We start from the raw sequence: 23062 nt of genomic DNA, 5'->3' as shown, positions 1-23062 counted from the left end.
TGCGTACCTTTTGTATAATGGGTCAGCGAGTGACTTTTAGTGGCAAGCTTAACCGAATAGGGTAGGCGAAGGGAAACCGAGTCTTAAAAGGGCGTTGAGTCGCTAGGAGTCGACCCGAAACCGAGCGAGCTAGCCATGTCCAGGGTGAAGCTTCGGTAACACGAAGTGGAGGCCCGAACCCACATCTGTTGCAAAAGATGGGGATGAGGTGTGGCTAGGAGTGAAAGGCTAAACAAGCTCGGAGATAGCTGGTTCTCCTCGAAAGCTATTGAGGTAGCGCCTCGTGTTAGTGACCAGGGGGTAGAGCACTGTTTCGGTAAGGGGGTCATCCCGACTTACTGAGCCGATGCAAACTTCGAATACCTGAGTCATGTTGCACGGGAGACACACGGCGGGTGCTAACGTCCGTCGTGAAAAGGGAAACAACCCAGATCACCTGCTAAAGTCCCAAAATTAGGTTAAGTGTGAAACGTAGTGGAAAGGTTTAAACAGCCAGGAGGTTGGCTTAGAAGCAGCCATCCTTTAAAGAAAGCGTAATAGCTCACTGGTCGAATCGGTCTGCGCGGAAGAATGAACGGGGCTCAAACCTAATACTGAAGCAGTGAATGCGATTGGTCTACGGACTGATTGCGTGGTAGAGGAGCGTTCGGTAAGCCGTTGAAGGTGACTTGTAAAGGTTGCTGGAGGTATCCGAAGTGCGAATGCTGACATGAGTAACGATAATGCGGGTGAAAACCCCGCACGCCGAAAGTCCCAGGATTCCTGCGCAACGGTAATCGACGCAGGGTGAGTCGGCCCCTAAGGCGAGGCGGAAACGCGTAGTCGATGGGAAACAGGTTAATATTCCTGTACTTTGACAGACTGTGATGGGAGGACGAAGAAGGCTAAGTGGGCCGGAGACTGGTAGTTCCGGTTTAAGCGAGTAGAGAGAAATTCTAGGAAAATCCGGAGTTTCGTTAATCTTGAGACGCGATGACGATTGATTAGCTTCGGTTAATCGAGAAGTCACTGATGCCCTGCTTCCAGGAAAACTCTCTAAACTTCAGGTCTGTTAGAACCGTACCGCAAACCGACACAGGTGGACAGGTAGAGAATACTAAGGCGATGAGACAACTTGGGTGAAGGAACTAGGCAAATTGGCACCGTAACTTCGGGAGAAGGTGCACCTTTTTTGGTGAGTGGATTTACTCCACAAGCTGAGGGAGGTTGAAAGAAACTGGTGGTTGCGACTGTTTATCAAAAACACAGCACTCTGCGAACTCGAAAGAGGATGTATAGGGTGTGACGCCTGCCCGGTGCCGGAAGGTTAATTGAAGTGGTTAACTTGCGCTGAGATGGTTTTTAAGAACGAAGTAGAGAGAATAATAACTCGAAGATAAAACTTAAAAGCCATGTCAGCGCAGGTGAAGCTGCGGATCGAAGCCCCGGTAAACGGCGGCCGTAACTATAACGGTCCTAAGGTAGCGAAATTCCTTGTCGGGTAAGTTCCGACCTGCACGAATGGCGTAACGACAGCCACACTGTCTCCACCCAAGGCTCAGTGAAATTGAAATCGCTGTGAAGATGCAGCGTACCCGCGGCAAGACGGAAAGACCCCGTGCACCTTTACTACAGCTTTACACTGAACTTTGAATTTGACTGTGTAGCCTAGGTGGGAGACTTTGAAGCGCGTTCGCTAGAATGCGTGGAGTCGGAAGGTGAAATACCACCCCGTGAAAGTCGGAGTTCTAACCTAGCGTTCTTATCGAGCGTGGGGACCGTGTATGGTGGGTAGTTTGACTGGGGCGGTCTCCTCCTAAAGAGTAACGGAGGAGCACGAAGGTACCCTCAGCGCGGTCGGACATCGCGCATTGCGTGTAATGGCACAAGGGTGCTTGACTGCGAGACAAACACGTCGAGCAGGTGCGAAAGCAGGTCATAGTGATCCGGTGGTTCCGAATGGAAGGGCCATCGCTTAACGAATAAAAGGTACGCCGGGGATAACAGGCTGATACCGCCCAAGAGTTCATATCGACGGCGGTGTTTGGCACCTCGATGTCGGCTCATCACATCCTGGGGCTGAAGCAGGTCCCAAGGGTATGGCTGTTCGCCATTTAAAGTGGTACGCGAGCTGGGTTCAGAACGTCGTGAGACAGTTCGGTCCCTATCTGCCGTGGGCGCTGGAGATTTGAGAGGAGCTACGCCTAGTACGAGAGGACCGGCGTGGAGGTACCGCTGGTGGTCCGGTTGTTTCGCCAGAAGCATAGCCGGGTAGCTACGTACCGACAGGATAACCGCTGAAAGCATCTAAGCGGGAAGCCTCCCTCAAGATAAGATCTCCCGAGAATTTAATTCTCCTAAAGGTTTGTTGTAGACGACAACGTCGATAGGTGGGATGTGTAAGTGCAGTAATGTATTGAGCTAACCCATACTAATTAACCGTGAGGCTTGATTTGAGAATCCAACTGGTTACTTTTAAGAAGTAAATCAATTGGTTGTTGAATGAAGACATACCACAAACAAGAGATACAATAGAAAGAACGGTGCAAACGCTTCTTACAGATTATTTGTTTTGGTTTGAGATTTAAAACGCTCAAACAAAAAGGTTTCGCTAGCTATGTAAATAGCTAGACAACGATTGCCTGGCGACCTTAGCGAGTAGGTCCCACCTGATCCCATTCCGAACTCAGAAGTGAAACTACTCTGCGCCAATGATACTTTGGGGTTTCCCCCATGGGAAAGTAGGGCATTGCCAGGCTATTTAACACTAAAAACCCGCTTAACCGCGGGTTTTTTTTAATTCAAATTTTTTCTATGACTCTTTCTTCTTTTAATTATTCAGTGGCTGATTTTTTTTATGATTTACCATCAGAGCTTATCGCTGCTTACCCTACACAACAACGCACCGATAGTCGTTTACTGTGTTTGAATAAACAAACAGAAACGATTGAACATAAAAAATTTAAAGATATTTTAGCCTTAATTAATCCAGGTGATCTTTTAGTATTAAATGATACGAAAGTAATTCCTGCGCGTTTATTTGCACATAAGCCAACGGGTGGTAAGGTTGAAATTTTAATTGAGCGTATTTTAGATGAAAATCGTATTTTAGCGCATTTAAAATCCAGTAAATCATTAAAAATAGACACTCAGTTACACTTGGAAAATGAAATAAGGCTTGAAATAACCAATCGAGCTGAGAGTTTATTTGAATTACGGTTTTTAGATAAAGTAGATTCTACCTTGGCCTTGCTTAATACGATTGGTCATATGCCTCTTCCTCCGTATTTACAACGCCCTGACGAAAATTTTGATAAAGAACGTTACCAAACTATTTTTGCACAAACACCAGGGGCGGTTGCAGCGCCAACGGCTGGGTTGCACTTTGATGAGGAACTCTTAGCTCAGTTACGAGATAAAGGTGTCAACATAGCCTTTATTACTTTGCATGTAGGTTCAGGGACTTTTCAGCCTATTCGTACTGAAAAGCTTGAGGATCACCTTATGCATTCCGAAACAGTCACTGTTTCTGCGGCAGTTTGTGAGAAAATAGCAGAAACAAAACGGCAAGGTAAACGAGTGATTGCAGTAGGCACAACAACCGTAAGGAGTTTAGAAACCGCCGCTATCAATGGGTTTATTGAACCGTTTGAAGGCGAAACAAAGCTTTTTATTTACCCAGGGTTTTCTTTTCATTGTGTTGATGCGTTGATAACTAACTTCCATCTACCTAAATCAACGTTGCTGATGCTGGTTTGTGCCTTTGCGGGATATAAATCCATTATGCAAACGTATCAACAAGCGATCGCCCATCAGTATCGTTTCTTTAGTTACGGGGATGCCCTGTGGGTTGGCTAGAACGACTTTAGAGCCATATTGCTAGATAAAGAGCAAAGTTAAAGCGCAGGATTTGCGAATAGTAGGGGAACCAGGTAAATTGCATATCTTTCAGGTCATCGGCCGTCTTAATTGAGGAGAGAATAATGAGTTTTTTTATCAGTAATGCTTTAGCTGAATCAGCAGCTGCTACAACTTCTGCAGCACCACAAGGCGGTGGGTTTTCACAAATTCTAATTTTATTAGGCTTTGTCGTTATTTTTTATTTACTATTGTGGCGCCCACAAGCGAAACGGGCAAAAGAGCATCGCCAATTAATGGCTAGTTTAGCGATGGGCGATGAAGTGATTACAACCGGCGGCATGGTAGGCAAAATAACAGCGCTTAGAGACGATCTAGTTACGCTAAAAATTGCTGAAAATGTTGAGATTAAAATGCAAAAAGCCGCAATTGCTAGTGTACTACCCAAGGGGACGGTTTAACATTTTAATTAATTCTTATGCTGAATAAATATCCACTTTGGAAGAATATTTTATTGGTTTTGCTCGTAGTGATAGGTTTCATCTACGCCATTCCCAATCTTTTTCCTGAACAGCCTGCTGTTCAGATTTCTCCTGTCGCTACCGTGAATACCGACATGGGTCCTTTGAATGCCAAAGTGGAACAGCTGATTAAAACAGGAAGGATTCAACCGATTAGCCAAGAGCTTGATAAGCAAACTATTTTTTTACGGTTTAAAAATACGGATGTACAGCTTAAAGCGAAGGATATTTTATCCACTGCCTTAGGCGATGATTATACGGTAGCCGTTAATTTGCTGTCTTCTACACCAAAATGGATGCAAGCCATTGGAGCACTGCCTATGAAATTAGGCCTTGATCTGCGAGGCGGTGTGCATTTTGCGCTAGAAGTGGATATTAACAGTGTTATTGCACAGCGAATGCAAGGATTGATGAAAAATATCAGCGAAAATCTACAGCAAGCTAATATTCGTTATACTGAATTAATTCCTGTGGACCAGCAATTGAATCTTGTTTTTCCTGATGCTAATAATTTAAATAAAGCTAAATCTTTATTAGAGCCTCAGTTTCCTGAATTTCTATTTGCTACACAAACGCTTAATCAGCATTACCAACTTTCTTTACAGTGGACGGAACAAGGCTTAACTAACTTACGGCAGTCGGCGATTGATCAAACGATCAATACTTTACGTAATCGGATTAATGAGCTGGGTGTTGCCGAGCCTATTGTTCAGCAACAAGGTAGAAATAGAATTTTAGTTGATTTGCCTGGGGTTCAAGATATTGCGCGTGCCCAACAAATTTTAGGAGGCACAGCGACTATAGAGTTTCGCTTAGTTGATGTCACGCATGATGCACATAGCGCACAAACCTCGGGTGCTATACCGTCGGGGTTTGAACTGTATCATTATCAAAACCAACCGGTTTTATTAAATAAAGAAATTATTTTAACGGGTAATTCAATTACTGATTCTTCAACTAGTTTTGATGAGTCGGGTCGTTCTGCTGTCAGTATTAGCCTGGGTGGTGGTGGAGAAAGCTATTTCCATCGTATTACTGGCGAAAATGTCGGTAAACCGTTGGCCATTGTGTATGTAGAAACCAAATCAATAAGTAAGACAGTGAATGGCGTGATCATTCATATTCCGCGTAAAATAGAGCGGATAATTAGTATTGCCACCATTCAAACAGCGCTTCCGCCAAACTTTCAAGTGAGCGGCTTAACTAACACACAAGAGGCACTTAATCTTTCCTTATTATTACGTGCAGGGGCATTGCCCGCACCTATTTATGTGGTAGAACAGCGAACCATCGGTCCGCAATTAGGTGCAGAGAATATTCATAAAGGATTTATTTCTATTGTTGTAGGACTTATTTTAGCCATTATTTTTATGGCAATTTATTATGGCGTATTTGGTGTGATTGCAGATATTGCTTTAGCCATGAACGTTGTTTTATTGGTTGCGTTATTGTCACTATTAGGAATGACTTTAACTTTACCTGGTATGGCAGGGATTGTATTGACAGTCGGTATGGCCGTTGATGCCAATGTATTAATATTCGAGCGTATTCGTGAAGAGTTACGCAATGGTGCTTCACCGCAAGCGAGTATTCATGCTGGCTATGATCGTGCGCTCGCGACCATTATTGATGCCAACGTTACAACGTTGATTGCGGCGTTAGTTTTGTTTGGAATTGGTACGGGTTCTATTAAAGGTTTTGCTGTTACGCTTACATTGGGGTTACTCACCTCTATGTTAACAGGTGTTATGTTAACACGCGCACTGGTTAATGCTTGGTTTGGTGGCAGAACTGTTAAACGCTTACCCATAGGCATCTAAGAAAGTGTCTTCAATTGCACGATGATGGCCAAAAAGCGTCGCTTTTCTGTGTTGCGTTACTCACATACGCCAATGTATGCTCCGTTACGCTACTCGAAAAACAACGTTTTTTGTCTCATCCTGGCACAATTGAAGACACTTTCTAAATTTATAAAGTTAAGTGTTCTATTTATTTGAGTATTTATTGTGGAATTTTTTAAAAAACAGACCAATATTGATTTTTTAGGGTTGCAACGTTGGGCAGCGGCTTTGTCATTAATTCTTATATTAATTTCAGTTGTCTCATTATTAACTAAAGGCTTGCACTGGGGATTAGATTTTACAGGGGGTAGTCAATTACAAATTTCGTTCAAACATTCTGTAGAACTACCTAAAATTCGTCAGACATTAGAACAGCTTGGGTATAAAGATGCGCTGGTACAAAGTTATGGTACATCGCAGGATGTATTAATCAGTCTTGCAGCTCAAAAGACCACTCAGCATAATTTGGCTAATGAAATTATCCAGGCATTGCCAGGTGCCCAATTAAAACAACTTGAATTTATTGGTCCGCAAGTAGGGCGTGAATTGGCTACACAAGGTGCTTTAGCGGTATTTATCGCTTTATTGGGCATCCTGATTTATATTGCGCTACGTTTTGAGTATCGGTTTGCCATTGGGGCAGCAGTCGCTTTAATTCATGATCCTATTTTAATTTTAGGTATTTTTTCTTTATTTCATATTGAGTTTAATTTAACGGCCCTTGCCGCTATCTTAGCCGTCATTGGTTATTCTCTTAATGATACGATCGTTATCTTCGATAGAATCCGTGAAAATTTTCGTAAAATGCGTAAAAATACGGCGGTTGAAGTGGTTAATCTTTCAATTAATCAAACTTTATCAAGAACCATTATGACATCGGCCACCACTCTTTTTGTTGTGCTTTCTTTGTGTATTTTTGGTGGGCCTATGATTCATAGCTTCGCACTGGCTTTAGTGATAGGAATAGTTGTTGGAACTTACTCTTCTATCTATGTGGCGGGTGCTTTAGCCGTTGCGTTGGGTCTTGATAGAAGTAATTTGTTACCTTCTTCGAAAGAAGTTGATTCTAGACCCTAATTTAAAAGAAAGCTTACTATTGAATGGCTTTTAATAATAAGGGGCAGAGTTTTGGATTTGCGCCGATGATATGGCCTGTCTCAAAGTAGTTTTCGCCACCCTTTAAATCGCAGGTGATTCCACCTGCTTCTTGAATGAGTAAAATTCCCGCTGCCTTATCCCAAGGTTCAATATTAAGTTCTAATACGGCATCTAAACGGCCAGCTGCCACATAAGCCAGATCAAGAACGGCTGAACCGGTACGGCGGATACCACTGGCTTGAGCCATCATATGGCGTAGTGCTTCTTTATTAAGAGAAGCGGCTAAGGCATTGAGTCCTCCTCTAGAGGGGATACAAATCCCTAAAAGAGACTCTTCGATGCTTTTACGGTCACTGACGCGTAACCGGCGCGTAAAACGTTGTGTATTATTTAAATAAGCGCCTTGGCCCCGTGTCGCAGAAAAGGTTTCTTGCCGCAAAGGGTCATAGACCAGGGCATACTCAATTTTGTTTTTTTCTTGGTTTTTAACGGCAATAGAAACAGCAAAATGAGGGAAATCATGGATGTAATTACTGGTTCCATCTAAAGGGTCAATGATCCAGAGATAGTCTGTGCCATCAATACTACTGCTTTCTTCGGCCATGATGCCATGGCGGGGGTAAGCCTCTTGGATTATCTCGATAATTGCTTTTTCAGCCCGTAGATCGATTTCCGTTACGATGCCCCGATTGTCCTCTTTTTTATGTAGTCGTATGCGGTCTAAGCGGTTTAAACCGTCTAAAATGATTTTTCCTGCTTGGCGGGCTGCGCGGTCGGCGATATTTAAAAAAGGATGCATTGTCGTTTATTTAGGGTAAAAAGCGTGAAATTGTTTGTATGTCTTTGAATTAGGAAGGATGATACCATAACTTGTTTTCATTAAATAATATTATAAATGACCTCCTCAGACCTTCTTGCACGAATTCGTATTATTTTAGTTAATCCCAGTGACCCCGGCAATATTGGTGCAGCCGCGCGCGCCATGAAGACGATGGGGTTAAAGCATCTTTATCTTGTTGCGCCCGAAGCTTTTCCTCATCGTAAGGCGTCGGTGAGGGCTAGTAACGCCTTAGATATTTTAGCAAACACCGTGGTGGTTGATACGCTAGAAGAAGCGCTCAAGGATTGTCATTTAGTCTTTGGTACGAGTACACGGATGCGTGAACTTAATTGGATATCTTTAGCCGCTCGTGAAGCGGCAGAAAAAATAACCGAGATGCCACAGCAAGAAATTGCTATTTTATTCGGGCGTGAACGTTGTGGTCTGAGTAATCAGGAGTTACAGCAATGCCATTTTCAAATTACCATTCCTGCTAATCCTGATTATAGTTCCTTAAATCTTGCCTCGGCAGCACAAATTGTTTGTTATGAACTTCGAGTGGCTTTTTTAAAGAAAAAAGCCACTGTGATTAAGCAAAGAGATTTAGCGAGGGTAGAACAACTTGAATATTTTTATCAGCATTTAGAAACCGTATTAATGTCAGTTGATTTTCTGCACCCTGTGCGTAGCCAGCAAATTATGGATCGTTTGCGCCGTTTATTTAGTCGTGCTGAGCTGGATGAAGGCGAAGTAAAGATTTTACGTGGTGTATTGAGCGCAACGCAAAAAAAACTGCTTGCTAGCAACCATAAAACAAATGATGAATAATCAATTTTCGTCGCGGCTTATTAAAACGAGCAAAGCGACTTCCGCTAGAGTAATGGAAATAACAACTCCTCATGGAATACTGACCACGCCGACGTTTATGCCGGTGGGGACACGCGCGTTTGTTAATCACATGACACCGGATGATCTTATTCAAGCAGGTTCACAAATTATTTTAGGCGGGAATACCTATCACATGTTGCTTAATCCAGGCATGGAGGTGATAAAAGCAAGTGGTGGTATGCATCATTTGATGGCGTGGAACAAACCTATGCTAACGGATAGCGGAGGGTTCCAAGTATTTAGCTTATCTAAGGATTCAAAAATTTGTCGTATTGATTCAGAAGGTGCACATTTTAAACATCCCATCAATGGAAAAGTTATTCATTTAACGCCAAAAAGCTCTATAGAGGCACAGAAAATTATCGGTGCTGATATTATTATGGCCTTTGATGAGTGCACACCAGAAAACGGGGGGAGAGAGGCTGCACTGGCTGCTATGGCGCGCACACATCGCTGGTTATTAGAATCAAAAGAAACTTATCTGGCATCACCTTATTCTGCTTATGGATATAAACAAGCTTTATTTGGAATTGTTCAAGGCGGTAGTTTTCGAGATCTCCGCGAGCAAAGTGCGCGCTTTATCGTTGATGCCGATCTAGAGGGTATTGCTATAGGTGGAGAAGTCATCGGTTTTGATATGAAAAAAACCGGTGAAGTGATTGATTGGGTACGTCCTTTATTACCGGTTAATAAAGTGCGATATACGATGGGCGTAGGTCTTAACCCACAAGATTTAATCGATGTTGTTAAAAAAGGTATAGACTTGTTTGATTGTGTTGCACCGACACGAAATGCACGGCATGGTGCGCTATATCATGGAAAAATAAGTAAAACAGCCGATTGGTTAGAGTTTCTTAGCGAAGAAAAAAGTGGCAGATTGTTGATCAAAAAAGCGATTTATGCAAAAGATGATAGACCTATTTTAGAAGGTTGTTTATGTTATACTTGCTTACGCTTCAGCCGCGCGTATTTGCATTTTTTATTTAAACAAGGATCGTCTCTTTATAGCCAATTGGCATGTATTCATAATATTTTCATCATGCAGACAGTTTGCGATCAACTACGCGCTTTGATTCTTGCTGAGCGAACTGAAGAGTAATTTCTTATTTTAGGGATAGCGTGTTTATCTTTATGGTCGTCTGCGGAACAACATCGTTATAAATGAAATAATCGCCAATATAATGAATATGAGAAAGATGATTTTAGCAACGGCTGCAGCGGCTACAAAAACACCGGTATATCCCACAATAGCCGCTATGATAGCAATAGCTAGAAATATAAAAGCCCACATTAACATCGTGTTTTCTCCCCTATTAAATTTCCTTGAGCTTTAAGGTTAGTTGATGAATCGAGTAGTCGCAAGTTGGGGTTTAGTCTTTAGAAGGAAGAAGTTTGTATTTTTAGCTAATCAGCAAGTTTCGTGAATATATTTGCAGCCAAAAATTCAAGTGCGAAGCGTATAAAATGCTATATCAATAAAGGAGAGCAAAGTTATGCCTATCAGCGAATCACAAATCGTGAGTTCCGTGTTGAATGAAACGCGTGTTTTTCCTCCCCCTCCACATTTTGCTGAAAAGGGGGCTATTAAATCAATGGCAGATTATGAACAAATATATCGCTATTCTATTGAGCAACCTGAGCAGTTTTGGGCTGAAATTGCTGGGGAACTTGATTGGTTAAAGCCATGGGACAAGGTTTTAACGTGGAAAGAACCCAATGCGACTTGGTTTGAAAGTGGAAAGACTAATATCGCCTATAACTGTTTGGACCGGCATTTAGCGCAATATGCAGATAAACCGGCATTGATTTGGGAAGGTGAGCCGGGCGAACAACGCCAATTAACTTATCAAGCGTTGCATGAGGCGGTTTGCCAATTTGCGAATGGATTAAAAACGCTGGGAATAAAAAAAGCGGATTGCGTTACGCTTTACATGCCTTTAATTCCGGAACTTATCATTGCTGTTTTGGCTTGTGCTCGCCTCGGTATTATTCATAATGTGGTTTTTGGTGGTTATTCTGTACAAGCGTTAGAAAGCCGCATTCAGGATTCTAAAACAAAATGCGTTATTACGGCGGATGGTGGTTATAGGCGCGGCAAAGTTATCCCACTAAAGTCGGTGATAGATGAAGCGTTACAGACTTGTACGAATGTAGAGAAAGTGATTGTTTATCAGCGTACCCATGAGTCAATTTCTTTAAAACCTAATCGTGACATTTGGTGGCATGATTTGATCCAATCACAGGCAGTTGATTGTGCTGCTGAACCCTTGGATAGCGAAGATGTACTTTTTATTCTTTATACATCAGGTTCTACGGGTGTGCCGAAAGGAATTTTCCATACCACGGCCGGCTACATGGTGGGCGCTTATTATACGTCGAAAATAGTATTTGATTTAAAACCAGATGATATTTATTGGTGCACAGCGGATGTTGGTTGGATTACAGGGCATACGTATGTTGTTTATGGGCCGCTATTAAATGCAGCAAGTATTGTCATTTATGAAGGTGCACCTAATTGGCCTGATCCCAGCCGTTTTTGGAAATTTATTGAAAAGTATAAGATTAGTATTTTCTATACGGCACCAACAGCAGTTCGTTCATTTATGAAGTGGGGTGATGAGTATATAGATGGCAGTGATCTCTCTTCTTTACGATTATTAGGTAGTGTAGGTGAACCATTAAATCCAGAGGCTTGGGTTTGGTATTCAAAAAAAATAGGCAAAGAACGCTGCCCTATTGTAGATACATGGTGGCAAACTGAAACAGGCGCTATTATGATCTCGCCACTGCCAGGTGCGACCACAACGAAACCGGGGTCGGTTGCTAAACCCTTGCCTGGGGTAGTCATTGATATTGTGGATCCTTCTTCAGGTAAATCAGTTCCTTTAGGACAGGGGGGCGCTTTAGTGATTCGCCAGCCATGGCCTAGCATGCTACGTGGCATTTGGAATGATCCTGAACGTTATGCAGAACAATATTGGAGTCAAATTCCTCACGCGTATTTTTCAGGAGATAGCGCGCATTACGATGAAGAGGGATATATTTGGATTTTGGGACGTGGGGATGATGTGATTAAAGTGTCGGGGCATCGTTTAGGTACGGCCGAGATCGAATCTGCTTTGCTGAGTTATCCCTCTGTTGCGGAAGCAGCGGTGGTGGCGATACCTGATAAAACAACGGGGCAGGCTATTACAGCATTTGTTACTTTGCGTGATTCCGCTGTCGCTTCACCAATATTAAAAGATAAAATTATTAATCAAGTACGAAATACAATCGGTCCTTTAGCGCAACCAAAACAGCTTATTTTTACCGTTTCGTTACCTAAAACACGATCAGGGAAAATTATGCGTCGTTTATTACGCGACGTCGCGGCTAATCGTCAAATTAATCAAGATGTTTCTACACTTGAAGATTTTTCAGTTTTAATGGAATTACAAAAGAAAGGTAATGATAACCAACAGCTATGAAAACTATAATTGTTATTCCCGCACGCTATCATTCAGGTCGTTTTCCAGGCAAGCCATTAAAAATAATTAAAGGTCATAGTTTGCTTTACAGAGTTTGGTGTATTGCTAAGTCGGTTAAGCAGATTGATGAGGTTTATATTGCGACTGATCATGCAGACATTCAATCCCATGCGCTAGCATTTGGGGCAAAAGTCATCATGACGAAAGACTGTGAAAATGGAACAGCGCGCGTGTTCGATGCTATTTCTAAGCTAGATAAAAAACCTGAGATTATTTTTAATTTGCAAGGTGATGCTGTCTTGACACCACCATGGATTATTCAAACATTGATTGCCGCGATGTTGGTTAATCCTAATATAGCCATGACAACACCGGCGACACGGATAACGCGAGATCAGTATGCCAGTATGCATGCAAACAAATTAAAAGGTGAAGTGGGTGGAACTATGGTGGTTTGTGATAAAGACAATAATGCCTTGTATTTTTCCAAAAGCATGATTCCTTACTTAAGAGATACCGTGATGGAAAATCCACCGCTGTATCGGCATATTGGTTTCTATGCGTATCGTTATGCAACATTGGAAAAATATACGACACTTTCTCCCACACCATTAGAAATGCTTGAAGGGCTTGAACAATTGCGATTGTTAGAAAATGGCGTGGCTATTCGAGTTGTCATGGTCGATTATAAAGGTCGTACACATGCCTCTATTGATAGCCCTGATGATGTGAAACGTGTGGAATTAATTATTGAGAAAGAAGGTGAGTTAGTTCCACTTAAATAAATATTGATGATATGAGAGTAATTTTTTCTAGGCATGGTAATACATTTGTTCCCGGAGAGACGCCCGTCTGGGTGGGAGCAAGAGAAGATTTACCACTGGTTGATTCAGGGATTCAACAAGCTAAAAATTTAGCGCGTGTTATTCAAGAAGCCAGTTTGAATTTAAAAGCAATTTACTGCGGCCCTCTGAGCAGAACAAACGATTACGCGAAAATTGTTGTAGAGGAGCTGCATTCTTCACTAAAACCGATGATTGATCCGCGTTTAAACGAAATTGATTATGGAAAGTGGTCTGGGTTGAGCAATGTAGAAATTCAGCAGAAAGGTGGTGAGGTAGAATTAGCGGCTTGGGAGAAATTGAGCCAATGGCCAAAAGAAGCCGATTGGTTAGGCTCTCCTGAAATTATTTTCAGCGAAATTAAAGCATTTACAGACGACTTAATAAAAAAATACGCACCAGAAGATACGATTCTTGTGGTTACGAGTAATGGACGATTACGTTATTTTCTGCAACTGATCCCAGCTGCATTTACGCAACATATTCAGGATCATAGTTTTAAAGTAAGCACAGGTAATATTTGTTTATTTGAACATGATTCTAAAGGGTGGCAGATAAAATTTTGGAATAAAAAACCTGAATATTTTTTAGATAATTTAGGTTAATAAAACGTTAAGAATTATACCCTAGCATAGCTAGGTGTTTAATCTAAGGTTTTATATTAATGAGCCAAACTAAAAAAAAAGAATTGCTAAAATGTTACTCAAAGGCTTTAGAAAATTATTGTAAAAGAAAGCCAAGGGAAGGCTACATACCGACTTTTTTTACAAATTATAGGCATTCTTTTAAAGAGTATCCCACATTAGTTAGGCTGCGGAAATCACTCACCAAGGAGCAAGATAAGGAAGAAAGTCTCAATGAGATTTTAACGCCTGTGATTGATCACTTTATCGCTAATAGGGCGGCCTTTAATAACCATTCGTTTAATAATTACTTTCTTGATGAGTTGAAAGGATCAGATGAGTTTAAACATATTGAGTGGGATTGTTTTACGCCAAAGGCTGTAAAGCACTATACCGGTACACTCTATCGTGGCGATACGCGACTGCCGGAGGTCATTTTTAAAGAGGGGTTTAAAGAGAGAATCCCGTCAAATTCATATTCAGATTATCTCAAGTACTATACGGGAACTGTCGGTATATCTACCAGTAAAGATATTGCGGCTACGATTAACTATCCAATGCATGGGGAAAATTTAATATTAAAATATATTCGTGCGCTATTCAGATTAAAATGTTCTACGCCTGATCGGAACCCTCGTTATATCTATGTTATTGATTATCAAGGAGCAGGTGGGTTCGATGTTTTAAAAACAGAACAAGAACGTGGTTTAAATCCTTCTAATGTTTTTCATAACAACCGTTTGCAGGCTTTGAAAGATAAAGAAGTTAACGTTAAAGGATCTATTGCGCCTGAATACATTCGTGGCTTTTATAAATCAACACAGGATGGCAAATGGCTCTGGAATGAAAAAAAAGAATATATGGAAAAGATGCAAAGAGACGAAACAAGAAATAGTTACTATGCTGTTAAGGGCGCGTAATCCTATAGTCCTGATAAAATTGAAAAAAGCCCAACTATGTAGCTGGGCTTTTTTATGCACTTCCGTTTGATTTACAGACGTATAGAAAAGTATCTTTCTGACGCTTTCTCCGCAGTTTGATTTGCAGATTGGAGGTTATTTTCTGTTTTTTCATCCAGCAGAGCGCCTCTTTCTGGTGCTTTTTTAAAAAAGTTAGCGCTATTACTAACAAAACTTGGTTCGGGTATAGAACGATATATTTCTCTAGGCGGGGGTGAAGAGGATTCAACAAAAGAAACAGATCTTGTTCCTGTCATAAGATTATGTACAGGCGAAAGAATTTCCTCGAGCGCTTCCCGAAATAGCGTTATAAAATTGCGGATTGTTCCTAATAAATGGTTTTTTTCTGTGGAAGTAGCGTCTTCCGAAAGGAGATGAACGATAGGCTTTAATAAATCATGTATTTTTTGCCCTTCTTTGCCCATTTTTTTTATTTCTTCTAATGAGGCAGTCGATTGTTTATTTTCCTTGTCAAGATTCATTAACGATTTTTCAAGCTCAAAAACGCCCCCTAATACAGTTAATATTTTATTATATTTGAGGTTTTCGCTAGCATCTCTACCTTCTAATGCCTTCCTAGACAAATTATCAAATTCATTATCTGTTATGTTAAAAACAGAATAAATTTGAGCAGATAAGTAACATTTAGCAAGCAAAGATAAAATCTTATTTTCTAATATATTATCAGCGCCCGCAACGAGTGCAGAAGGGATAGGTTTTTTATCAATATCAAAGCCAGTGAAGGTAAACCTTATTTTTTCAATTACTTTTTCTGCGGCCGCTAAATAGAGTTCACCTTTTAATTTATGTATTTCAGCCTTAAGCTGTATTTTTTCTTTATCATCAGCATTATCGATTTTTTTTAAAAGGGAATCCACCCTTTCCTGCTTTCCTCTTAGTGCAGCAAGTTTATCAGCGCCAAGCATTTCTAACAAAATAGATGAAACAAAAGAACTCACTTCTGTTTCTTGGGGATTAAAATTAAATATTTTTTTATTAGAGCTTTTGATTAATGCAGTATCGCTTTCAGTTGGCATTTTAGCTAAGGATGAAGTCGTCATATAAATTACTCCTAAAGAGAGCTTATAATTTTTCACATGATTATTTTATACTTTTTTACTTAACGAAAAATTAAAGAATTAAAAATAGACTAATCACGCTATAGAATATTAAAGAAAAAGGGGTTAGCTAAATCAACGTTATAGCTTTAAAAGAAGAGATAAAATTAAATATCTATTTAGTCGTTACGCGACAGGGAAATTAAAATACCTATGCTTATATGGCTCATTTCGTAAGCTAAAATGCCACCATTCATTTTTTAGTGAACTAAAACCCGCTTTTCGCATCAGTGTTTGCAATAGCATGCGATTTTTAAATTGCTCTGCGCTGACCATTTGATTGGATGGCTGGGATAAAGGGTCCAAAAAGTCAAAAGGAGTTCCCATATCAAGCGGTTCATTGGCTTTTAAATCAACAATTGTTAAATCTACCGTACTGCCACGACTATGCCCTGAGCGACGTGCAATATAATTACGTTTAAACAATTCACCTTTGTCGATTCGTGGATAATATTCGGCTTTCATTGTTTGATCTTGGGGATTTTGGCTCCATTGGAAAAAGTCATCAACCGCCATTTGTGGTCTATAACAATCAAAAACGCGTAACCCTAAATTATTTTTGTTGAGCGTGTTTTGTACTCTTAATAAAGCCATTGCGGCTTGTTTTGTCAAAATACAAAGGGGATTTGTATATCCCATGATAGGGCGACCCATAAAGTTATTCGATGTATGATATCGAATGTCTTCTTGAATAGAAGGGATTTGACTTTTTAACGTTATAAAATCACTGGGTTTTTCCGTTGCATAGCTATTAATTGAGAAGAAAAAAAAGCTGTAAAAAATAAATAGAAGTTTTTTACCTACTATTCCATACATATTTATTGCCCAAAGAGTTGCTTATCAATGAGATCGCACAAACAATGGATAATTAATAGGTGTGTTTCTTGTATGCGCGCGGTGAATGAACCTGGGACACGTATTTCGATATCGCTAGCGTTTAGCAAGCCTGCCAGTGAACCGCCGTCCTTACCAGAAAGCGCAATTATTTTTAAGTCTCTACTTTGTGCCGCTTCACAAGCACGTAGTATGCTTTCTGAATTACCACTGGTTGAAATTAGCAGTAAAATATCGCCCGCCTGGCCAAGCGCGCGGATTTGTTTAGCGAAAATTTCACTATAGCTATAGTCATTTGCAATGGAAGTAATCGTTGAAGTATCGGTAGTAAGCGCAATAGCAGGTAAGCTAATAGGGCGTTCTATTTCAAAACGATTAATAAGTTCTGAGGCGAAATGCTGAGAATCAGCCGCAGAACCTCCATTTCCACAAACAAGAATCTTATTATTATTCAATAGACATTCAACGAATAGCTGGCTTGCTTCCAGTATCGTTTCTGACAGCGTAGCAGCAGCGATGGTTTTAGTTTTTATACTTTCTTCAAAGTGGGTTTTAATACGTGCCAGAAGATCCATAAATTACCTAGAGAATGCGTTTTTAAGCCATTCTACTTGAGCGGGGTAATGCTGGGAAGGGCTAAGCTTTTGCAGTAGGGAGGGTTTGCCAGGAGAAATGCCCAGTACGTCAAAACGACAGGGAATTTCTGCTAATATAGGGTTAAATAGTAGGTAATGCTCGGCGGTTTTAATCAATTTAGTTTGTTTATATGAATCGACGGTCTCTAAGCCATGCCCAAATTGGTGCTGCTGGCGATAGCGAACCTCGATAAAAACAAGCATATCCTTATCTTGCATAATCAAGTCAATTTCTCCAAGGCGACAAGCGTAATTGCGAGCAATAAGGCGTAGACCTTGGGCTTTTAAATAACGATAGGCAAAGTCTTCAGCTTGTTTTCCTCGGTTTTTAGAAGAGATAAGTACCGTCAATTGATCAACCTGACATGGCCTTTAATGAATTGCGCACAAGTCAATTGGCGAACGATACGGCGTTGCTCATTTAATGTAAGTTGACCTGTGGTACCCGGTAAGGTTTGCGCTGAGGATTGATTTAAATAGGCCAACTGTTGAGTAATGTGGAATGCATCAACACCTAAGGCATAATAGCTACGGTGTCGTCTAAAAAAACCAGGTGAATTGGCGGATATCAGTAGTTGTTCATACAGTGCAGGATTCGGCGTGTTTTGTCCGAGTGTCCAAGGTGCGCTACAGAAAATAACTTGATTGAGATCATTGTCTAATCGACGGTTGGGTAGGCCGGTATAAATCGCAGCCGTGGCATAGACAGGAATGTCGCCTGCATAGTAGAACTTCAATAAAGGGATCACTTGCCGACCTACTTTGGGATTACTGGCTAAAAAAATGACATCAAAATCGGTTCGTCTATCATGCGGTGGCTTAAATTGAAGAAAATGACTTATTTGTCGTGTTAAGGCGGATGAACTTTGAGCTAGTGTTAAGCGATCGGCAATCGTTCCGCCTAAACTTTTCCATTCATCAGCAAAAGTTTGCCCTATTTGAGTACCCCAATTGTCGCTTAAGGTCATAATCAACGCAGAACGGCGACCACTTTTCCAGGCTTGCTGAGCAGCTTGTCGCGCTTCATCTAAAGGCGATAAGCCGAATTGGAATAATTCAGGTGGCGTACTAATATCAGGATTTAAATAATTGAGGGCAAGTACCGGTGTGCTTAATTGTAACCCAGCAAGCGTTTGGACTTGCGGTTTAAGCAACGGACCTACGATAAGCTGTGCTTTTTGCGCCAAAGCTTGGTCATAGGCGGCTTGGATAGAGGGTTCTTTCGTTGTATCGATGACGATAATTTGCGGTTTATTTTGATTTGCTTGCGCAGCGGCCAGAAAACCTTGTTTAACCGCTTGGCCAACGCCGCTTAATGGGCCTTGTAATGGAACTAATAAAGAAATAATTTGCGGCGTGCCTAATTGAGTATTACCGTTGGAGATACTCTCTGACAGTGTGCTGCTAGCAACAGGCGAAGGCGCATTGACAGAGTTTTGACCACATCCTATTAAATAGGAACACGTGAATAACAACGTAATTAAAAAGAATATTCGTGAGAATAAGGAAGGCATCTTCGTATCGCTCGTCAAATTTTAACCAATACTACTGATAATAGTAGTTTATTCAGATAGGGTAACGCAATGTTATAGCATTGCATCTTTAGACTTTTTTATAAACCGAGTAAATTTGTGTCGCGCTATTTTCCACCAGATGACGATGATCTCGTTTTTTTTCGCAATGCGATGAAAGACGTTAAGCGTATAAAACAATCGCCAACTTTAAAAAAAACGGCTGCAAAAAAAAAATCGGGTTTAAGTGCCCCTAGTAAGTTTGTCTCTAAAAACGAAAAAGTACATAAAATTGATAAGGATTTACTTCAATCGCTTTCTGATCCTATAGAGCAAAGTATAGCGGCTGAAGATAAGTTATTTTTTAAACGACAAGGTCCGCAAAGTAAAGTGATCAAGCAGTTAATTCGCGGCGAAATAATTCGATCAGCGTGTTTAGATCTACATGGAATGACAATAGAACAAGCACGTTTAGCGGTTATTCATTTCCTGAGCAAATGCCGCGAAGCAAATTTTCGGTGTGTACAAGTTATTCATGGGAAAGGGCAATTAAGCCAAACCGGACCAAAATTAAAAAACCATATTAATTATTGGTTGCCACAAATCCCTTGGGTATTAGCCTTTTCATCGGCACAAGCTAAGGACGGAGGACGAGGTGCTATCTATGTATTACTGGCAAAATCGTCATCTTTTATTTGATTTCAATGCTTAAACGTCTCTCAAATAGACAATATAAATTTAAGTGATACTATAGGCCAACTTTTAACCAAAGGGGCTAATATGTCGCCTGAACTCATCTCAATTATGATTTTAGCGTTTGCTATTCTCGTGCTAGTGTCCCAGAGTTTTTTTACAGTAAGTCAACAATCCGTAGCGGTTATTGAGCGATTTGGGAAATATGCCCGCTGTTCGTATGCAGGCTTAAATTTCAAAATTCCCTTTATTGAACGTAGTGCGGGTGAAATTTCTCTGCGAATCTACCCGCTCGACGTTACTTTAGATACTAAAACTAAAGACAACGTGATTGTTAAAGTTCAAGTTTCTGTTCAATATCGGATTAAAGAAGACCGCGTTTATGATGCTTTTTACAAATTAGAAAATGCAAGAGAGCAGATTACTGCCTATATTTTAGATTTAGTACGTGCCGAAGTACCGACCATGAGATTGGATGATGTCTTTGAAAAGAAAGACAGTATCGCTAATGCCGTTAAAAATGAGTTAACTGGCACCATGCAAGAATTCGGTTACGAGATTGTAAAGGCGCTTGTTACTAACATTGATCCTGATGAGAAGGTCAAGAGCGCGATGAATGAAATTAATGAGCAACAGCGCCTACAGGTAGCCGCACAAGCAAAGGGTGAAGCTGAAAAAATCCTGAAAGTAAAACAAGCTGAAGCCGAAGCCGAAAGCAAGCGCTTGCAAGGTGAGGGTATTGCCAATCAACGAAAAGCTATCATTGCGGGATTACAAGAGTCCGTCAATGAATTTCAACGGGCAATTCCAGGCGTAACCGCCGCCGATACAATGAGTTTGGCGTTGATTACTCAATATTTTGATACACTTAAAGAAATTGGTGCGCATAGCAAAAGTAATACTATCTTGTTACCGCATTCTCCTGGTGGTCTAAAAGATATCGCCGCACAACTTCGAGATAATATTATTACTGGAAATTTAGCGACGAGTTCTGAATAGCTAAAAATCAATAGCAAGTATTTGTGTAAGCTGAGCCTTTTTAACCACGAACGGCCAGCTTAGCAAAGCTGGCGACTAGCCATTTTGTGCCTACTTTATTAAATTTAACCTGTAATCGTGTATGTCCGCCGTGACCGTCAGCGTCAATAATAACACCTTCACCAAAGGTGGGATGCGTTACCTCTTGTCCTAAGCGTAACCCTGTATCGCCAATCGTTGCTTGGCTTTTTTGGCGCGTAGTTTTTATAGAGTGTAATTGAGTAGGTCGTATTATTTGTGTTTTTAGTCGCACTTCATCTAAGAGTTCTTTTGGAATTTCAGAAATAAATCGAGACGGTCGATGCTGACTTTCAGTACCGTGTAAGCGACGTACTTCTGCGTAAGTCAGATAAAGTTTTGACATGGCGCGCGTTATTCCTACATAACATAAGCGACGTTCTTCTTCTAAGCGGCCTGGCTCGTCATGAGACATATGGTGTGGAAACAAACCTTCTTCCATGCCGCACAAAAATACTTGTGGGAACTCAAGCCCTTTAGCTGAATGCAAGGTCATTAGCTGTACACTATTTTCTGCATTATTCGCTTGATGTTCACCGGACTCCAATGCGACGTGTGCTAAAAAGGCGGATAGTATAGAAAGGCTATCATCTTCCGGGGTAAATTGACGCGTGGCGCTCACAAGTTCTTCAAGGTTTTCAATCCGTGCCTGGCCACGTTCACCTTTTTCTTTTTTGTAATGCGCAAACAAACCACTACTGTAAAGGACTTGCGCGGTTTGCTCGGAAAGCGATAATGTTTTTGATTCTTCGTCTATTTGATCAATCAAGTGTAAAAACGCAGTCAACGCATTGGCTGCGCGAGCTGATAGCGTGTTATTAGATAATAATTGCTGCGAAGATTCCCATAAGGAAATACTTTGACTTCGTGCCTCTGTGCGTAGCGTTTGTATGGTTTGATCGCCAATGCCTCGCGTGGGCGTGTTAACGACACGTTCAAATGCTTGATCATCGTTTCGATTAGCAATCAAACGTAGATAAGCCAATGCATCTTTAATTTCAGCACGTTCAAAAAAGCGTAGCCCACCGTAGATGCGATAAGGAATTTGTGCGCGGATTAAGGCTTCTTCTAATACGCGAGACTGTGCATTGGAACGATATAAAATAGCATTCTCATTGTGCTGAAATCCTTTTTTTATGCCTTGCTTGATTTGATCGACGATAAAGCGCGCTTCGTCTAGATCATTAAATGCACCATAAAGGGAGATTAATTCGCCTTGGTCTCCGCTGCTCCATAGTTTTTTACCGAGACGGCCATCGTTATGTGAGATTAACGCATTCGATGCCGCTAAAATGACGCCGGTGGAACGATAGTTTTGTTCGAGCTTAATGACCTGGTTGTTAGGGAAATCTTTTTTGAAGCGATGGATATTCTCTACCTTTGCGCCGCGCCAGCCGTAGATAGATTGATCATCATCGCCCACTATCATTAAATAATTTTTATCACCACAAAGTAATTTTAACCATGCATATTGAACGGTATTCGTATCTTGAAACTCGTCGACTAAAATGTGACGAAATCGTTCTTGATAGTGCGCTAAGATATCAGGATTTTTAGTAAAAAGTTCATAACTTCTTAAAAGAATTTCTGCAAAGTCGATGCCGCCATTACGGGCGCAGATGTCTTCATAGGCTTGATAAATACGGATTAAGGTTTTGTTATAGGGATCATTCGCATTGGCTACTTGATTAGGTCGAATGCCTTCATCTTTTTGTTGGTTAATAAACCATTGGATTTTTTTAGGTACCCAGTGTGCTTCATCTAGATTGAGACTAGCGATAATTCGTTTAATGATGCGGTGTTGATCATCACTGTCTAGAATGTGAAAGCTTTCTGGTAACCCCGCGGCTTGCCAGTGTTGGCGTAGTAGGCGGTGTGCAAGTCCATGGAAAGTACCTACCCACATCATTTTTATCGGCAGGTCGACTAAGGTTTCCAAACGATGGCGCATTTCCCCCGCAGCTTTATTCGTAAAGGTGACGGCAAGGATATTATAGGGAGAAACATTTTCAATATCGATCAGCCAGGCAATGCGATGGACTAATACGCGAGTTTTTCCACTGCCAGCGCCTGCCAGCACGAGCAAATGACCTTCGGGAGCCGATACCACTTTCTGTTGCGCTTCATTCAGAGAAGCTAGTAAACTTTCTTGATTATTCATAGGGTAGAGATTGTAACGGACTTTGATAGAATATTTAAGGGATATGATAGAAAAGCATATTTTTTGTTTTAAGAACGATGAAATGTTACGGTCAAATCTTGGTTGCTTGTATGGCTAACTGATGGGACATCGTTTGGCATACTTGTGTCTGGTGGGGA

Annotated in this window: 20 protein-coding genes and 2 rRNA genes (1 of these 22 running past the window's edge); 14 read left to right on the top strand and 8 right to left on the bottom strand. The window is 41.0% G+C overall.

The features are described from left to right. The 6 genes from KX723_RS08455 to secF form a co-directional block, all read left to right on the top strand. A 23S ribosomal RNA gene (locus tag KX723_RS08455) occupies positions 1-2435 on the top strand; it begins 571 nt to the left of the window's first position. 185 nt (positions 2436-2620) lie between these two features. After that, positions 2621-2737 (top strand): 5S ribosomal RNA (rrf, locus tag KX723_RS08450). Between the two features lie 56 nt (positions 2738-2793). Further along, positions 2794-3837, top strand: a complete 1044-nt coding sequence (queA, locus tag KX723_RS08445; RefSeq protein ID WP_218813909.1) for a tRNA preQ1(34) S-adenosylmethionine ribosyltransferase-isomerase QueA — start codon at positions 2794-2796, stop codon at positions 3835-3837. A gap of 125 nt (positions 3838-3962) precedes the next feature. Then, positions 3963-4298 (top strand): preprotein translocase subunit YajC, encoded by a 336-nt coding sequence (gene yajC / locus KX723_RS08440; protein ID WP_218813908.1) that lies wholly within the window; start codon positions 3963-3965, stop codon positions 4296-4298. Positions 4299-4315: 17 nt separating this feature from the next. Next, positions 4316-6178 carry a protein translocase subunit SecD gene (gene secD / locus KX723_RS08435; RefSeq protein WP_218813907.1) on the top strand — a complete coding sequence of 621 codons (1863 nt, stop codon included), beginning with the start codon at positions 4316-4318 and terminating at the stop codon, positions 6176-6178. A gap of 186 nt (positions 6179-6364) precedes the next feature. Beyond that, positions 6365-7276, top strand: a complete 912-nt coding sequence (secF, locus tag KX723_RS08430) for a protein translocase subunit SecF (RefSeq protein ID WP_218813906.1) — start codon at positions 6365-6367, stop codon at positions 7274-7276. A 16-nt stretch (positions 7277-7292) separates the two neighbouring features. Here secF and KX723_RS08425 read toward each other — a convergent pair whose 3' ends face one another. Continuing rightward, the gene (locus KX723_RS08425; protein WP_218813905.1) at positions 7293-8096 is read right to left on the bottom strand and encodes an inositol monophosphatase family protein; all 804 of its coding nucleotides are present in this window, start codon (positions 8094-8096) and stop codon (positions 7293-7295) included. 96 nt (positions 8097-8192) lie between these two features. Between KX723_RS08425 and KX723_RS08420 the strand changes: the two genes are divergently transcribed. Further along, complete coding sequence (locus tag KX723_RS08420; protein ID WP_218813904.1) at positions 8193-8945, top strand: RNA methyltransferase; 753 nt, start codon at positions 8193-8195, stop codon at positions 8943-8945. Further along, positions 8938-10104, top strand: coding sequence for a tRNA guanosine(34) transglycosylase Tgt (gene tgt, locus KX723_RS08415; RefSeq protein WP_218814995.1), 1167 nt, complete (start codon positions 8938-8940; stop codon positions 10102-10104). The genes KX723_RS08420 and tgt overlap by 8 nt, the downstream gene beginning before the upstream one ends. 30 nt (positions 10105-10134) lie before the next feature. Here tgt and KX723_RS08410 read toward each other — a convergent pair whose 3' ends face one another. Then, positions 10135-10302 (bottom strand): DUF1328 family protein, encoded by a 168-nt coding sequence (locus KX723_RS08410; RefSeq protein WP_218813903.1) that lies wholly within the window; start codon positions 10300-10302, stop codon positions 10135-10137. Positions 10303-10498: 196 nt separating this feature from the next. Here KX723_RS08410 and acs point away from each other — a divergent pair, with 196 nt between their 5' ends. The 4 genes from acs to KX723_RS08390 are packed head-to-tail and all read left to right on the top strand — an operon-like array spanning position 10499 to position 14857. Further along, positions 10499-12472, top strand: a complete 1974-nt coding sequence (gene acs / locus KX723_RS08405) for an acetate--CoA ligase (protein WP_218813902.1) — start codon at positions 10499-10501, stop codon at positions 12470-12472. Further along, positions 12469-13257 (top strand): 3-deoxy-manno-octulosonate cytidylyltransferase, encoded by a 789-nt coding sequence (gene kdsB, locus KX723_RS08400; protein ID WP_218813901.1) that lies wholly within the window; start codon positions 12469-12471, stop codon positions 13255-13257. The genes acs and kdsB overlap by 4 nt, the downstream gene beginning before the upstream one ends. Positions 13258-13268: 11 nt before the next feature. Next, positions 13269-13919 (top strand): histidine phosphatase family protein, encoded by a 651-nt coding sequence (locus KX723_RS08395; RefSeq protein ID WP_218813900.1) that lies wholly within the window; start codon positions 13269-13271, stop codon positions 13917-13919. Positions 13920-13978: 59 nt separating this feature from the next. Next, complete coding sequence (locus KX723_RS08390) at positions 13979-14857, top strand: scabin-related ADP-ribosyltransferase (protein ID WP_218813899.1); 879 nt, start codon at positions 13979-13981, stop codon at positions 14855-14857. 71 nt (positions 14858-14928) lie between these two features. Here the strand turns inward: KX723_RS08390 and KX723_RS08385 are convergent, their stop codons facing one another. The 5 genes from KX723_RS08385 to KX723_RS08365 all read right to left on the bottom strand — a co-directional run bounded on the left by KX723_RS08385 (position 14929) and on the right by KX723_RS08365 (position 18997). Continuing rightward, positions 14929-15993, bottom strand: a complete 1065-nt coding sequence (locus KX723_RS08385) for a hypothetical protein (protein WP_218813898.1) — start codon at positions 15991-15993, stop codon at positions 14929-14931. Positions 15994-16140: 147 nt separating this feature from the next. Next, positions 16141-16830 carry a M15 family metallopeptidase gene (locus tag KX723_RS08380; protein ID WP_218813897.1) on the bottom strand — a complete coding sequence of 230 codons (690 nt, stop codon included), beginning with the start codon at positions 16828-16830 and terminating at the stop codon, positions 16141-16143. A gap of 2 nt (positions 16831-16832) precedes the next feature. Next, a complete protein-coding gene (locus KX723_RS08375) occupies positions 16833-17423 on the bottom strand; it encodes a phosphoheptose isomerase (protein WP_218813896.1) in 591 nt (196 codons plus the stop codon). A gap of 3 nt (positions 17424-17426) precedes the next feature. Beyond that, complete coding sequence (locus KX723_RS08370) at positions 17427-17834, bottom strand: YraN family protein (RefSeq protein ID WP_246562447.1); 408 nt, start codon at positions 17832-17834, stop codon at positions 17427-17429. Next, positions 17831-18997, bottom strand: coding sequence for a penicillin-binding protein activator (locus KX723_RS08365; RefSeq protein WP_218813895.1), 1167 nt, complete (start codon positions 18995-18997; stop codon positions 17831-17833). The genes KX723_RS08370 and KX723_RS08365 overlap by 4 nt, the downstream gene beginning before the upstream one ends. 117 nt (positions 18998-19114) lie before the next feature. On the opposite strand from KX723_RS08365, the gene KX723_RS08360 reads away from it, so the two are divergent. After that, positions 19115-19693: a Smr/MutS family protein gene (locus KX723_RS08360; protein ID WP_218813894.1), complete on the top strand. Its 579-nt coding sequence runs from the start codon at positions 19115-19117 to the stop codon at positions 19691-19693. Positions 19694-19774: 81 nt separating this feature from the next. Continuing rightward, positions 19775-20686, top strand: a complete 912-nt coding sequence (locus tag KX723_RS08355; RefSeq protein WP_218813893.1) for an SPFH domain-containing protein — start codon at positions 19775-19777, stop codon at positions 20684-20686. A gap of 40 nt (positions 20687-20726) precedes the next feature. Here KX723_RS08355 and uvrD read toward each other — a convergent pair whose 3' ends face one another. Then, on the bottom strand, positions 20727-22904 hold the full coding sequence (gene uvrD / locus KX723_RS08350; RefSeq protein WP_218813892.1) for a DNA helicase II: 2178 nt from the start codon (positions 22902-22904) through the stop codon (positions 20727-20729). Between the last annotated feature and the right edge of the window lie 158 nt (positions 22905-23062).

Origin of the sequence: Rickettsiella endosymbiont of Dermanyssus gallinae (assembly GCF_019285595.1) — a bacterium.
Lineage (GTDB): Bacteria > Pseudomonadota > Gammaproteobacteria > Diplorickettsiales > Diplorickettsiaceae > Rickettsiella_B.
The sequence above is the reverse complement of the archived record's forward strand: the minus strand, read 5'-3'. Positions and strand labels throughout refer to the sequence as shown.

Coding starts and splice junctions, on each gene's coding strand:
- secD (WP_218813907.1), top strand. CDS start 4,316: ATGCTGAATAAATATCCACTTTGGAAGAATATTTTATTGGTTTTGCTC.
- KX723_RS08390 (WP_218813899.1), top strand. CDS start 13,979: ATGAGCCAAACTAAAAAAAAAGAATTGCTAAAATGTTACTCAAAGGCT.
- acs (WP_218813902.1), top strand. CDS start 10,499: ATGCCTATCAGCGAATCACAAATCGTGAGTTCCGTGTTGAATGAAACG.
- KX723_RS08355 (WP_218813893.1), top strand. CDS start 19,775: ATGTCGCCTGAACTCATCTCAATTATGATTTTAGCGTTTGCTATTCTC.
- yajC (WP_218813908.1), top strand. CDS start 3,963: ATGAGTTTTTTTATCAGTAATGCTTTAGCTGAATCAGCAGCTGCTACA.
- queA (WP_218813909.1), top strand. CDS start 2,794: ATGACTCTTTCTTCTTTTAATTATTCAGTGGCTGATTTTTTTTATGAT.
- tgt (WP_218814995.1), top strand. CDS start 8,938: ATGAATAATCAATTTTCGTCGCGGCTTATTAAAACGAGCAAAGCGACT.
- kdsB (WP_218813901.1), top strand. CDS start 12,469: ATGAAAACTATAATTGTTATTCCCGCACGCTATCATTCAGGTCGTTTT.
- KX723_RS08380 (WP_218813897.1), bottom strand. CDS start 16,830: ATGTATGGAATAGTAGGTAAAAAACTTCTATTTATTTTTTACAGCTTT.
- KX723_RS08425 (WP_218813905.1), bottom strand. CDS start 8,096: ATGCATCCTTTTTTAAATATCGCCGACCGCGCAGCCCGCCAAGCAGGA.
- uvrD (WP_218813892.1), bottom strand. CDS start 22,904: ATGAATAATCAAGAAAGTTTACTAGCTTCTCTGAATGAAGCGCAACAG.
- KX723_RS08410 (WP_218813903.1), bottom strand. CDS start 10,302: ATGTTAATGTGGGCTTTTATATTTCTAGCTATTGCTATCATAGCGGCT.
- KX723_RS08365 (WP_218813895.1), bottom strand. CDS start 18,997: ATGCCTTCCTTATTCTCACGAATATTCTTTTTAATTACGTTGTTATTC.
- KX723_RS08395 (WP_218813900.1), top strand. CDS start 13,269: ATGAGAGTAATTTTTTCTAGGCATGGTAATACATTTGTTCCCGGAGAG.
- KX723_RS08420 (WP_218813904.1), top strand. CDS start 8,193: ATGACCTCCTCAGACCTTCTTGCACGAATTCGTATTATTTTAGTTAAT.
- KX723_RS08375 (WP_218813896.1), bottom strand. CDS start 17,423: ATGGATCTTCTGGCACGTATTAAAACCCACTTTGAAGAAAGTATAAAA.